Genomic DNA, 13,013 nt, shown 5'->3' on the forward strand with positions numbered 1-13,013 from the left:
CACGTCCCAAGAGGAATGCCAGACATGTCCAGTCGCCTTGATACCGCACGCCCGAAAACAGCCCCGGCCGGAACCTCCAGGTTCCGGCCGGCCATCCACTTCACGGCACAGGATACCTGGCTGAACGATCCCAATGGCCTGGTTTTCCACGACGGCCTGTACCACCTCTTCTTCCAGAACAACCCGTACGGCAACGTCTGGGGCAACATGTCCTGGGGCCACGCCACCTCCCGTGATTTGCTGCACTGGACGGAACACCCTGTTGCCATTGCCTGCGACGAGACAGAGGACATCTTCTCAGGCAGTGTCGTAGTCGACCACGGCAACACGTCCGGTTTCGGCACGGCGGACGCACCTGCCCTCGTAGCCATTTACACCAGTGCCTACAAAGCCGCGTCCGAGCACAGCGGCACGCAAGCCCAGTCTCTGGCCTACAGCACAGACGCAGGAATGACGTGGCGAAAATACGAAGGAAACCCTGTCCTCACCAGAGACTCTGCGAACTTCCGCGATCCCAAAGTCTTCCGCTATCAGGGGGACCAAGGTGCCTGCTGGGTCATGGTCGCCGTCGAAGCGCAGCACCAGAAGGTGGTCTTCTATCGTTCGGAAGACCTCAAATCCTGGGACTTTCTGAGCGACTTTGGCCCGGCCAACGCCGACGCCGGCGAATGGGAGTGCCCCGACCTCTTTCCCCTGGCGGTGGACGGGGAACCGGACAACATCAAATGGGTACTGATCGTTAACATTAACCCCGGCGCAGTGGCAGGAGGTTCCGGGGGCCAATACTTCATCGGGCACTTCGACGGCGCCCGGTTCCTCCCGGACGCCGGTTCACTCGCGGCGCCAGCAGGGCTGGCGTCCCTCCCCGACGCCAAGGCAGGCTCGGCAGCCTTGCAGCAATGCCTGTGGCTGGACTGGGGACGCGACTGCTACGCCTCCGTATCCTTTAGCAACGCCCCGGATGACCGGCGCATCATCATCGGCTGGATGAACAACTGGGACTACGCCAACGAACTGCCCACCTCCCCCTGGCGGTCCTCGATGACCCTCGCCCGCGAAGTGCGCCTCATAGCAGTCAACGGCTCCGCCCGTCTGATCCAGCAACCGGTCCTGGCCGACCTCGGCGCAGGAGAAGAGCTGCCTACTGCCAAGGACCACATGAACACAGACACCTATGAACTCCGAAACTCAGCAGTCCGATTGCCGGACGCGGTACCCGGTAGCGCCCAAATCATCGAGGCGGAGATACTGCCCGGCAACGCCGAACGTCTTGATTTCCGACTCTTCGGAAGCAGTGACGGGAGCAGGGGCACCCTACTTAGCTACAACACGGCCAGCGCCCAACTCATCCTTGACCGCAGGCAATCAGGAGACACCTGCTTCCACGCGAAATTCGCTTCGGTCGAGTCAGCACCAGTTGACCTTGAAAACGGTGTACTCAAATTACTCATCGTCGTGGACCACTGCTCGGTCGAAGTATTTGTCCAGGGCGGCAAGGTTGTCCTGACTGATCTCATCTTCCCCGAAACCGAAAACCAGGAGAACTGGCTATCCGCTGAGGGAGGTCCAGCGACAATACTGAAGCTCGCGGTCTCAACTCTCACCTGACCAAAGAATGGAGGTAACGACGGAGGGATGAGCCTCCGAGAAGCTCCCTCATACCCTCACAACAATATCCACCCCAGCCCGATGCCCGGAAGAACCGCGCGCTTCGCGCTGAATCCACCTTGGGTGACTCCAAGAAAGGTCCAGAATGCCAACAGTCCAGCACACCGACGAGGACCCCACACCGAGCATTGATGTCGTTGTAGTCGGTGAAGCCCTCGTGGACATAGTTGTCTCTCCCCAAGGCACCGTGGAGCACCCCGGCGGGTCACCCGCAAACGTTGCCTACGGGCTCGGCAGGCTGGGTGTGGACACCGCCTTGTTGACCTCGATCGGCGACGACCACTATGGCGCCGCTATCGAGAAGCACCTGCAAAGTGCCGGCGTTAATCTCTTGCCCGGTTCCAAGGGCCGTGGCCGAACCGCTACGGCGACTGCGGTTCTGGCTTCCGATGGTTCAGCACATTATGACTTCGATATCCGGTGGGACCTCCCGCGGATCGCTCCGGCGGCCCTTCCCAAAGTCCTGCACACCGGTTCGATAGCCACCTTCCTAGCGCCGGGAGCGGCAGTAGTAAGAGAGCTTCTCGAGCAATCACATAAGCGCTGCGTCGTCACCTACGATCCCAACATCCGCCCTGCCCTGCTCGGCAGCCACTTGGAGGCAAGAACCATTTTCGAGGAGCTCGTCCCGTTCACAGAGGTAGTTAAACTCAGCGACGAGGACGCCCGGTGGCTCTATCCGCGGTTATCCCTGGAAGACATCCCAAAACGTATCCTTGCACTTGGGGCCGGACTCGTCGCCGTCACCATGGGAGCGGAGGGATCCCTGCTCACAACGGGAGGCACGCGGGTAGTTGTTCCCTCGGTTAAGTCCGCCGTGGTCGACACCATTGGGGCCGGGGACGCGTATATGTCTGCCCTGATCTACGGACTCCTCATGCGCGGAGCAGATGGGCTGGCACCGTCGGTGCTGGAGTCGCTGGGCCGCATGGCATCTAAAGCAGCGGCTATCACCGTCCGCCGCCCAGGCGCTCAACCTCCAACGTCAGAGGAACTACGAGCGGAACTCCCGGAGCATCAACCGGTGGCCCAATGAAGCCCTGCAACGCCACATCGTGGCTGGCCTGACTCTCGGCGCCGTCAAGGGCTGAGAAACCACAACACAAAGGGAAAAACCTATGTCAAGCAACAACTGCTACGACGTGACCACGTGGCCCGTCGGCAATCCGTCCGAGGACGTCGGTGAAGTAATCAACAGCATCATCGCTGACATCAAGGACCGGCAGACCGTCACCGATGCGAACAATGGAGGAAAACCAGGCGCGGTGATCTACATTCCGCCCGGGGACTACCCCCTTCGTACGCAAGTGGTGATCGACGTCAGCTTCCTCAGGATCCATGGCTCGGGACACGGCTTTACGTCGTCGAGCATCCGGTTCAACGTTCCCGAAGAAGAATGGCCCGACCTGCATGAGCTGTGGCCCGGAGGGAGCCGCATTCTCGTCGACATTCCGCTCGGCGGAGACGGGGAGGAATCCAAGGGAGCCGCCTTCTACGTTGAGCGAAGCGGGAGCCCGCGGATCAGCTCGGTCGAGTTCTCCAACTTCTGCATCGACGGGTTGCACTTCACTTCGGATGGCTCCGGGATGCATCCGGAGAACACCTACGTCAACGGCAAGACCGGTATCTACGTCGCGAACGCCAATGACTCATTCCGCGTAACCGGCATGGGGTTCGTCTACCTTGAGAACGCCCTCACTATCTACAACGCGGACGCGCTGTCCGTTCACGACAACTTCATCGCTGAATGCGGAAGCTGCATCGAGCTGCGCGGTTGGGGCCAGGCTTCAAAGGTCACCGACAACTTGGTCGGAGCAGGCTTCAAGGGTCACTCGATCTACGCCGAGAATCATGGCGGGCTCCTGATCACCGCGAACAACGTCTTCCCCCGTGGTGCGAGCAGCGTCCATCTCGACGGCGTCACGCGGTCAAGCGTCACCAACAACCGCTTGCATTCGTTCTATCCTGGGATGCTGAATCTCGCAGGGAACAGCTCGGAAAACCTCGTGGCCACCAATCACTTCCTGCGTGACCATGAGCCCTGGACGCCCTTCCTGGGAGTCGACAACGGCCTGGACGACCTCAACGGACTTCTCTGTGTCAGCGGCAGCAACAACTCTGTCGTCGGCAACCACTTCTCGGAGATCATCGACTCACAGAGCATCCGGCCGACAGGTGCGACGCCGGTCATCATCCGGCTGATGGCGGGGGTTGGCAACTTCGTCTCCAACAACCATGTGGTGGCGATGGACGTCCGCTCCACGTCAAGTGACTCCTGCTTCTCGGCTCAGGTGGACGCTCTGTTGACGACCGAGGCTTCGGACGGCCTCGCTGTTACGACCGTCATGGTCGATTCCGAATCAGCTCGGAATACGATCCTTGATTCCGGAAGTGACGCCCAAGTCATCGCAGATAGGGCAGTTAACGCCGTTAGGGCCACACCCACGGTCGGTTCCTAGGCAGCACATACACTGACCATTTCCGCGAAGGCTGCATTACTGCGGGGCGCCCAACTCTGGCAGCGTGGCCCCGGACTAGCATTAGGTGCATGGGCGCCAATGACAGTTCTGCACTTCACATCGGTGGCGGCCCCTCAGCCGGCACCAAGGGCGCCGGCCAACTCATGGCCATGCTTGACCAGGGTGTTTCCGCGGCTGATTTGGAGACCACGTTGTCCGCCTGGCTGGAAGCCGGGGCCATTGACCAGTCCACCGCGGCGGCGGCACGCCGGTTGAACGCCCAGTTGTGGGAGGCGAGCCGCCGGGAGGGCCTGCTGCGCGTCCTTTACGATACGGCCACTGATCTGACCGGCATACGCGACGTCGAGGCGGTGCTCAAGGCCATCGTCCGCCGCACCCGGTCCCTGATCGGCAGCGACATCGCCTACTTGAGCCTGAACGACTACGACAGCGGCGAGTCCTACGTCCGGGTGACCGACGGCGCAACCACCGCTCTCTTCCGCAACATCCGCATGCCCCTCGGCGAAGGAGTGCTCGGCGCCGTGGCGACCGGCGAGGCGCCCGCCCAGAGCCCCGACTACTTAGCGGACGAGTCTAAATCGCATCTGGAGTCCAGCGACACTGCTGTGGCAGCGGAGGGTGTCCGGGCGATCATGGGCGTCCCCCTTCGCGCAGCGGGCAAAGTGATCGGCGCGCTCCTGGTCGCTGACAGGCATGCGCACCAGTTCAGCAGTGATGACGTGGCCTTGATGGAATCCATTGGTACACACGCAGCGGTCGCGCTGGAGAACGCCCGGCACATCAGTGAAATGGCCGGTGCCCTCAGCCGACTCGACCAGGCACAGCAGCAGAACCTGGCCCACGTGCGGGCCCTGGAAGAACTCTCAACCCTGGACCGGCGGCTTATGGAGACGCTGGCCTCAACCGGCAGCCTTCCGCACCTCCTCAACCTGCTGACCGAGTCCCTGGACACTCCCGTCTTTTTGGTCTCTCCCATGGGCGAGCCGCTGGCAGGGCTCGAATCCGAGGGAGAGTTCGGCAGCCTGTCGGCCCTGAGCGCCGCTGAGGAGTCTGCGGCCAGGAGGGCGGCGGTACGTTTTGAGGTCAAGGGCAAGAAGTACACCGTCATGTCCGCAGTAGCGGGCGACCAGCACCTCGCCTCCCTCATCGTCGCCGAGCAACTCAGCCCGGCCCGGCTCGCGGTCCTGGAACGCAGCGCCCTGGTGCTCAGTGTGTCGCTGCTGTTCGAACGCACTTTCCAGGACGCGCAATACCGTCTGCAGCTGGAACTTATCGATGACCTGCTCAGCCCCCGCTCTGAACACGCGGCGGCGCTTGGCCGCCGGGCCGGTCAGTTCGGTCTGGCGAACCACCTCCAGCTCGTAGTGCGGGTGGTGGGGGTCAGCGACGACCAGCGCCAACGGGCGCTCTCCGTGCTGAGGCATCGGCCCGAAGGGACTCCGGGAATCATCGCCCTGCACGAATCACACCTATGCATCATCGAACCCTTCGAACGACGCGACAGCCGCCCGAACGAAGTCCGCGGTGCCGCACACACCGGCCAGTCCATCGTTGACGAACTGAAACGACGCCGCATCACGGCCAGCGTGGGGACGTCGGAGCCAGTGACCGGCTTTGCCCGTCTGTCCGCTGCTCACACCGAAGCCCACGCCGTCCTCCGTGCCCTGCAGGCCCTCTCGCGCAACGGGGAAGCAGCGAACCGGGCCGCCTTGGGTACCGCAGGAATGTTGCTCGGAGCGATGGACAGCCCCTTCGCTGGACAGCTACTGACTGCACAGCTGGGGCCACTTCTGAGCTACGACGAGCGGCGGGGAACACAGCTGGTCCTCACAGCGTGGACGTTCCACGAAAACGGCGGAGCCCTCCAGGAAGCCGCCGACTCCCTGCACATCCACTCCAATACCCTGCGGCAACGCCTGGACCGGATCGACGCCCTGATCGGTGCCCCGTGGCGCCGGGGAAGCCGTTCCCTGGACGTGCAAGTGGCGCTGCGCCTATGGCGGCTGAAGACAGCTGGCGTCAGCTCCGGCGGCTCCTGAACAAAGGAACCGCTTTCCACGACCTGAAGCACATGGCGCAGGCACACATGCGCAGGGGCTTTATATGGCACGAAGCCACATGGTGAGCGTCACGTGGTTCTGGAAAGCTGGGATCTGCGGCACCTTTCAGGTAGCCCGCCCATCCCATTTCTAGGAGTCATTCACAATGTCGTGTGCGCATGCAGCGGGAATCCGTCCCGCAACTTTCGGCGTCCTCCGCCTGCCGCGGAGCGTCGTCGTCGGCGCCCAGCAGCGCTTCGCCGTCGCCAATATCGCAGCCGAATTCGGGACCAACGTCCTGGTCTGCACCGATCCGCGGCTGGCCGTCTCAGAGGAACTTCAGGCCCTGGTCCGGAGCCTTGAGGACCGGAACCTGACCGTGCAGGTCTACGGGGACACCCAGGCCGAGCTTCCAGTGCCGGGGATCATCGCTTGCGTTGAGGAGCTCAAGGGCCAGGAGATCGACGTCATCATCGGTTTTGGCGGCGGCAGCTGCATGGACATGGCGAAGGTCGTGTCCGTGTTGCTCACCCACGGCGGCAAGCCGAGCGACTACTACGGCGAATTCGCCGTTCCCGGCCCCACCAAGCCTGTCATCGCACTGCCCACCACGGCGGGCACAGGGTCCGAAGCGACCGCAATCGCCGTCGTCTCCGATCCTGATCTGGGCATGAAGATGGGCATCTCCAGCCCCCACATCATCCCGTTCGCCGCGGTGTGCGATCCCGAGCTCACCTACTCCTGCCCGCCGTCCCTGACGGCCGCCACCGGTGCTGATACCTTCGTGCACCTGGTGGAGTCCTTCACAGCCATCACCCGGGAGCCGACCTCCACCCTGGCCTCCGAACGGGTTTTCGTGGGCAAGAACATCCTGACGGACTCAATTGCCTTGAACGGCATTGGGCTGGTGGGCCGCAGCTTGGTCACCGCCTACAAGGACCCGGAAAACACCGAGGCCCGTGGCGGGATGATGCTGGCGGCACTCTACGGCGGGATGGTCCTCAGCAACGCCGGAACCGCCGCGGCCCACGCCATCCAGTACCCGGTAGGCGCACTTACCCACACCCCGCACGGGGTGGGCGTCGGCCTCCTGCTCCCCTATGTCGTTCGCCACAACTTCCAGGCGATCCAGCCGCAGCTGGCGCAGATCGCAGAGGCCCTGGGGCGCGATATCCGCGGGCTCGACGAGCGCGCCGCCGCCGTCGCAGGCGTCGAGGCAATCGACGAGGTCATCGCGGCCATCGAGCTTCCGCCGACGCTGCAGGCCCTTGACGTGCAGGAAAGCGATCTCGACCAGATCGCCAAACTGTCGTTGAACTCCAAGCGGCTCATCGACAACAACCCCGTGCCGCTTGATCTCGACGCCGTCACCTCCATCGTTCACGCCGCCTACGCCGGCGACCGCACCATCCGCTAATCAGCAATAAGGACCACTGATGACTCTCCTTTCAACCTCTGAACCGCTCGACGTCGACGGGCTGGCGGTGCCCCGCCAGCTGCTGATCGCCGGGAACTGGCAGGACGCCAGCAGCGGTGGCACCGTCGAGGTGATCAACCCCTCCGACGCTTCCGCCATCACCGGCATCGCCGACGCCGACGTCGAGGACGGGCTCGCCGCCGTCGACGCCGCAGCAGCAGCCCTCCCGGAGTGGGCCGCGACGCCCCCGCGACGTCGCGCCGAAATCCTGAGCCGCTGCTTCGACCTGATGACCGAGCGCAGCGAGCAAATCGCCCACCTCATCTCCCTCGAAAACGGCAAGGCCCTGGCCGACGCCCGCGGAGAAGTGGCGTACGCCGCCGAATTCTTCCGCTGGTACGCGGAGGAAGCGGTCCGGATCATCGGAGATGTGTCAGTGTCGCCGTCGGGCTCCAACCGGATCCTAGTCCAGCACATGCCGATCGGTGTCTGCGTGCTGATCACCCCGTGGAACTTCCCGGCGGCCATGGCCACCCGGAAGCTGGCGCCGGCGCTGGCCGCCGGCTGCACCGCCGTGCTGAAGCCCGCCACCCTCACGCCGCTGACCACCCTGGCGATCGCCCAGCTCATGATCGACGCCGGCGTCCCGGCCGGCGTGGTCAACATCATCACCACGAGCAAAACCAGCGACGTCATGACCCCGATCCTTGCCGACCCCCGGGTCCGCAAGCTGTCCTTCACCGGTTCCACCAGCGTCGGACGCCACCTGCTGCGGCAGGCGGCCGACAACGTACTCAAGTGCTCCATGGAACTCGGCGGCAACGCTCCGTTCCTGGTCTTCGACGACGCGGACCTTGACCTGGCCCTCGACGGCGCCATGATTGCCAAGATGCGCAACGGCGGCCAGGCCTGCACCGCCGCCAACCGGATCTACGTCCAGCGCGGCATCCACGACGAGTTCGCCCGCCGGCTGGCCGAACGCATGGGCGCCATGCGCGTGGGCCCGGGCACCGACGCCGACACCGAGGTCGGTCCGCTTGTGGACGAGGCCAGCGTCCGCAAAGTCGACTCGCTGGTCCGGGACGCGGTCAGCCAGGGCGCCAGGCTCCTGGCCGGCGGCACGGCCATCGACGGCGCCGGGTATTACTACCCGCCCACCGTCGTGACCAACGTGCCGCTCCAGGCCCGCATGGTCAGCGAGGAAATCTTCGGGCCGGTGGCCTCGGTCATCCCCTTCGACACCGAAGAGGAAGTCATCGCCGCCGCCAACGATTCCGAGTACGGCCTCGCCGCCTACGTTTTCACAGAGGACCTTCGCCGCGGACTCAGGGTCTCTGAACGCATCGAAAGCGGCATGGTGGCCCTCAACCGAGGACTCGTTTCCGACCCCGCAGCGCCCTTCGGCGGAGTCAAGCAGAGCGGCCTCGGCCGCGAAGGTGCCCACCAGGGCCTGCTGGACTTCACCGAAACCAAATACATCGCCCTCGACTGGTAGCTAGCCGCTCCCGACGATTCCATCCGAAAGAAAAGACCAATGACGATCTCCACTACCAAAGCCAAGCCGAAAGCAGCCTGGCGCGTACCGCTCGCCAGCTTCGCGGGCACCACCATCGAGTGGTATGACTACTACATCTTTGGCCTGCTCGCCGCGACCGGCGTCTTCAGCCGGCTGTACTTCCCCGAACAGGACCCGGCGACGGGGCTCCTCCTAGCCTTCGTCACCTACGCCGTCGGCTTCGTCGCACGCCCCTTCGGCGGCATGTTCGCCGGCCACTTCGGCGACAAAATCGGCCGCAAACCCATGCTGGTGCTGTCGCTGCTCATCATGGGCTTTGCCACCCTGGCCATGGGGCTGCTTCCCACCTACGCCCAGATCGGAGTCTGGGCTCCCATCCTGCTGACGGTGTTGCGCCTGATGCAGGGCTTCGGCGCCGGAGCTGAGTGGGCCGGTGCGGCCGTCATCTCTATCGAACACGCTCCTCCCGGCCGCAGCGGATTCTTCGGAAGCTTCACGCAGATGGGCGTCCCGGCAGGCATGCTGCTCGCTAACTCGAGCGTTCTGATCGTCAAGTCCGCAGTGCCCGCAGAGGTCTTTGATGCCTGGGCGTGGCGCGTACCGTTCCTGCTCAGCGTGGTGCTGATCGTCATCGGCCTGATCGTTCGGGCCAAGCTCGAGGACTCAGACGACTTCAAAGAACTTCTTGCGACGAAGCAGACCTCGAAGAAGCCGCTGGGCGAAGCCATGAAGAAGGAATCCAAGGGCATCTGGCTCGTTGTCGGCATGCGCCTGGCGGAGAACTCCGCGTTCTACCTGTACACCACGTTCTCGGTGGTCTACATCATGCGGACGTTCGGAGCCGAGCGCGCCAATCAGGGGACCTTGTCGGTCCTGATCGCCTCAGCTATCGGTGTCTTCGCGGTGCCGCTCTGGGCCATCCTCTCGGACAAGATCGGGCGCAAGCCGCTGTACCTGTTCGGCTCTATTGGCGGGCTCCTCTTCTTCCCGCTCTACTTCGTCATGACAGACACCGGCAGCGCGCTGCTGGCAACGCTCGCCATCATCATCGGCCTCGCCGTCTTCCACAACTCGATGTACGGCCCCCAGGCTGCCTTCTTCTCCGAGCTGTTCTCCACCAAGCTGCGCTACAGCGGCGCGTCTATGGGCTACCAGTTCGGCTCGGTTCTCGCTGGCGGCATTGCGCCGCTGGTCGCGGTGGCGCTCCTGAACGCCGGAAACGGCGATCCCGGTTGGGTGATCCTCTACTTCAGCGTGATTGGCGTCATCACGGTTGTGGCGACCATCCTCGCACCGGAAACGCTCGCAAAGCTGGACCGGCGCATCACGGCCGCCCAGGAGTCGGACGAGAAGAACGCACGGATTGCAGAGGAACGCGTCGACGCTAACTGATACTCCCTGAAGTAAGGCGGGCGTCGTCCGGGTCAAAGGCAGACCTGGACGGCGCCCTTCTTTCTGCGCCTCTACTCCTTGCCGTCGGAACTGGAGTCCTGACGGCATCGCTGTGTCTTGCCGGGCATGACAAAGCACCGTTGCGGGGCAGCGGAACCGCCGGACCTTCACGGGCTTCGTATATAGACTGCTCGGGTACGTGTCCCTCGACTATTAGGAGAAGTTCATGAGCTACAGCGGAAGTCCGTCCGAGAAGCCGGTCGCAGCCGGTGACCTGGACCGCAGCCATATCGGTCAGACTGTGAGCTTTGAACCTAACGACTTCACAGTTGTCTTCGGAACACTCTCCGGCGTTGCCCGGACGGACGCCATGGTGTACCTGTCTCTTCAGGGCGTGGGCGGCGGCACCCATCTGAAAGACGAGTACGACTTGCCTGTCAGCCACAACGTCTACGTTCAGATGGATCCCCTGAGCAGTGCCAGCAAAACCCTCTCGGAGGCGGAACGGGTCATCAAGGAGAAGTTCGACGAGATCAAGAAGAACCTCCGGGACCGGGAACAGAAACCCGGTTCCGAGTAACCTGGATCCAGCCAGCGAGGAACCCCGCGGTGCCCGGCACTGCGGGGTTCCTCTGTTTGTCACTGCGCCCAGGGCACCGCCCCTAAGATGAGGCAATGGACTTAGAAGGCACGCTCTGGACGGTTTTGGGGGCCGGGCTGGTTCTGCTGATGCTCATTGATGTCTTTCGGACGCTCCTCTACCCGCATGGGTCTGGTCCTCTGGGCCGGGCGATCATGCGCGGATTCTGGCTGGTGTCCAGAAAACTGCGGGGCCGGGGCTCCTTCATCGCGGCACCTTTGGCCATGGCCGCTGTGATTGGAGCCTGGGCAAGCCTGGCGGCCATCGGCTGGGCCCTGCTCTATCTGCCCCATCTGCCGGCCGGCTTTGTTCACGGACCCGGAGTTCCACTGCGGGGCGACTTTGCGGAAGCGCTCTACATCTCCCTCGTCACTCTTTCCACTTTGGGGTTCGGCGACATCGTGCCGGCGGATCCGTTGCTCAGGCTGGTTGTGGCCCTCCAGGCCGTCACCGGTTTCGGGTTGTTAACGGCGACGGTCACGTGGATCCTTCAGACGTACCCGGCCCTGAACCGCCGCCGGACCCTTGCCCACCAGCTGAACCTGTTCAGGGAAGCTGCAGGTCCGTCGGGTGTTTTGTCGCTGGATCCCGGGCATGCTGCCGGGCTGCTGGAATCAATGGCCGGAAGCGTGGCGTCGGTGAGCATCGATCTGCTTGCGTTCCATGAAACCTATTACTTCCGTGAAATTGAGCAGCGCGGCTCCTTGCCGGCCACGGTGGCCTACGCCCAGGACCTGGCGTCCCAGTCCCAGCGCAGCGACAGCCCTGAGCTCCAGTTCGCCGGACGGATGCTCCATGCGTCGCTGGACGCCCTCGCGGAGGTCCTTCGCGGCAAATTCGGCCATTCGGGAGCCACGTCGTCCGATGTGTTCGACAGTTACGAGTTGCACCACCGGCACCTGCGGCGCGGGAAACCGGACACGAACTAGACCCTAGACATGTGACTAAACAGTCACCTATTCTGGTGCTGTGGACGCCGTATTCAAGGCCCTGGCCGACGCCACCCGCCGCGATCTCCTGGATGAACTTTTCAGGAACGACGGGCAGACCCTCCACGGCCTTGGGGCCCGTTTCGAGATGACCCGCTACGGCGTGATGAAGCACCTCAGGGTCCTGGAGGACGCCGGCCTGGTGGTGACCCGCCGTCGGGGGCGCGAGAAACTCCACTTCCTGAATCCGGTGCCCATCCGGCTGGTCCACGACCGCTGGGTGAGCAAATATGCCGAACCATGGGCCGCTGGCCTCAGCGACCTCAAAACCAGATTGGAAAGTCCCATGGAAAAGATCTTCGAAATCTATATCAAGACCACTCCGGAGCGGCTCTGGGAGGCCATCACGGACGGTGAGATCCGCAGCAAGTACCAGTTCGGGTCCGTGATCACCTCGGACTGGACGCCGGGATCTCGGTTCCAGATGGCGCCCAAGGGCGGGGAACCCCTGGGCGAGGGCGAGAACCTGGAGGTGGACCCGCCCCGCCGGCTCGTCCAGAGCATGCGCGCGCTCTGGGGCGAGGATGTCAAGGCCGAAGGCACGTCCCGGGTCACCTGGGAGATCGAACCGGTGGGCGATTCCTGCCGCCTGACCGTCACCCACGACCAGCTCCGCGAAGGCGCCAACGACCAGCTCTACGGCGGCTGGCCGATGATCCTCTCCGGCCTGAAGACCTGGCTGGAAACCGGCGAACTCCTCACCACCCCCGGCTCCCTCATGTACACCTGAGGCGGCGCGCGAGCGCCAGCCGGGCGCCGCCGTCGTAGTCCCGGTCCTGTTGGCGCTTCGGCCCGCATCTTGCCGCCCCTAAACCCCGGCGGTAGCCTGAAAAGCAGATGACGGGCCACGCCGCCCACCACCGGTTCCGGGA

Annotated in this window: 10 protein-coding genes; all 10 read left to right on the plus strand. The window is 63.7% G+C overall.

All coding sequences use genetic code 11. The annotated features are described in order from the left end of the window. Window positions 1–24 precede the first annotated feature (24 nt). Window positions 25–1,608 (plus strand): glycoside hydrolase family 32 protein, encoded by a 1,584-nt coding sequence (locus FS787_RS13135; RefSeq protein ID WP_144672887.1) that lies wholly within the window; start codon window positions 25–27, stop codon window positions 1,606–1,608. Between the two features lie 145 nt (window positions 1,609–1,753). Next, a complete protein-coding gene (locus tag FS787_RS13140) occupies window positions 1,754–2,704 on the plus strand; it encodes a carbohydrate kinase (protein WP_144672888.1) in 951 nt (316 codons plus the stop codon). Window positions 2,705–2,786: 82 nt separating this feature from the next. Then, on the plus strand, window positions 2,787–4,127 hold the full coding sequence (locus tag FS787_RS13145) for a NosD domain-containing protein (RefSeq protein ID WP_144672889.1): 1,341 nt from the start codon (window positions 2,787–2,789) through the stop codon (window positions 4,125–4,127). An 89-nt stretch (window positions 4,128–4,216) separates the two neighbouring features. Continuing rightward, window positions 4,217–6,187 (plus strand): GAF domain-containing protein, encoded by a 1,971-nt coding sequence (locus FS787_RS13150; protein WP_144672890.1) that lies wholly within the window; start codon window positions 4,217–4,219, stop codon window positions 6,185–6,187. A gap of 166 nt (window positions 6,188–6,353) precedes the next feature. Continuing rightward, complete coding sequence (locus tag FS787_RS13155; RefSeq protein ID WP_144672891.1) at window positions 6,354–7,604, plus strand: iron-containing alcohol dehydrogenase; 1,251 nt, start codon at window positions 6,354–6,356, stop codon at window positions 7,602–7,604. Between the two features lie 19 nt (window positions 7,605–7,623). Further along, window positions 7,624–9,099: an NAD-dependent succinate-semialdehyde dehydrogenase gene (locus FS787_RS13160; protein ID WP_144672892.1), complete on the plus strand. Its 1,476-nt coding sequence runs from the start codon at window positions 7,624–7,626 to the stop codon at window positions 9,097–9,099. Between the two features lie 39 nt (window positions 9,100–9,138). Continuing rightward, window positions 9,139–10,512, plus strand: a complete 1,374-nt coding sequence (locus FS787_RS13165) for an MFS transporter (protein ID WP_144672893.1) — start codon at window positions 9,139–9,141, stop codon at window positions 10,510–10,512. A 226-nt stretch (window positions 10,513–10,738) separates the two neighbouring features. Then, window positions 10,739–11,092, plus strand: a complete 354-nt coding sequence (locus tag FS787_RS13170; RefSeq protein WP_144672894.1) for a hypothetical protein — start codon at window positions 10,739–10,741, stop codon at window positions 11,090–11,092. A gap of 95 nt (window positions 11,093–11,187) precedes the next feature. Continuing rightward, window positions 11,188–12,081, plus strand: a complete 894-nt coding sequence (locus FS787_RS13175; RefSeq protein WP_144672895.1) for a potassium channel family protein — start codon at window positions 11,188–11,190, stop codon at window positions 12,079–12,081. 40 nt (window positions 12,082–12,121) lie between these two features. Further along, window positions 12,122–12,871 (plus strand): SRPBCC domain-containing protein, encoded by a 750-nt coding sequence (locus tag FS787_RS13180; protein ID WP_144672896.1) that lies wholly within the window; start codon window positions 12,122–12,124, stop codon window positions 12,869–12,871. The last annotated feature ends 142 nt before the right edge of the window (window positions 12,872–13,013 follow it).

Origin of the sequence: Arthrobacter sp. U41, from assembly GCF_007679325.1 — a bacterium.
Lineage (GTDB): Bacteria > Actinomycetota > Actinomycetes > Actinomycetales > Micrococcaceae > Arthrobacter.

Bases quoted from the DNA above. Each gene is read 5' to 3' on its own strand.
- FS787_RS13140 (WP_144672888.1), top strand. From the start codon at position 1,754: ATGCCAACAGTCCAGCACACCGACGAGGACCCCACACCGAGCATTGAT.
- FS787_RS13150 (WP_144672890.1), top strand. From the start codon at position 4,217: ATGGGCGCCAATGACAGTTCTGCACTTCACATCGGTGGCGGCCCCTCA.
- FS787_RS13135 (WP_144672887.1), top strand. From the start codon at position 25: ATGTCCAGTCGCCTTGATACCGCACGCCCGAAAACAGCCCCGGCCGGA.
- FS787_RS13170 (WP_144672894.1), top strand. From the start codon at position 10,739: ATGAGCTACAGCGGAAGTCCGTCCGAGAAGCCGGTCGCAGCCGGTGAC.
- FS787_RS13145 (WP_144672889.1), top strand. From the start codon at position 2,787: ATGTCAAGCAACAACTGCTACGACGTGACCACGTGGCCCGTCGGCAAT.
- FS787_RS13175 (WP_144672895.1), top strand. From the start codon at position 11,188: ATGGACTTAGAAGGCACGCTCTGGACGGTTTTGGGGGCCGGGCTGGTT.
- FS787_RS13160 (WP_144672892.1), top strand. From the start codon at position 7,624: ATGACTCTCCTTTCAACCTCTGAACCGCTCGACGTCGACGGGCTGGCG.
- FS787_RS13165 (WP_144672893.1), top strand. From the start codon at position 9,139: ATGACGATCTCCACTACCAAAGCCAAGCCGAAAGCAGCCTGGCGCGTA.
- FS787_RS13155 (WP_144672891.1), top strand. From the start codon at position 6,354: ATGTCGTGTGCGCATGCAGCGGGAATCCGTCCCGCAACTTTCGGCGTC.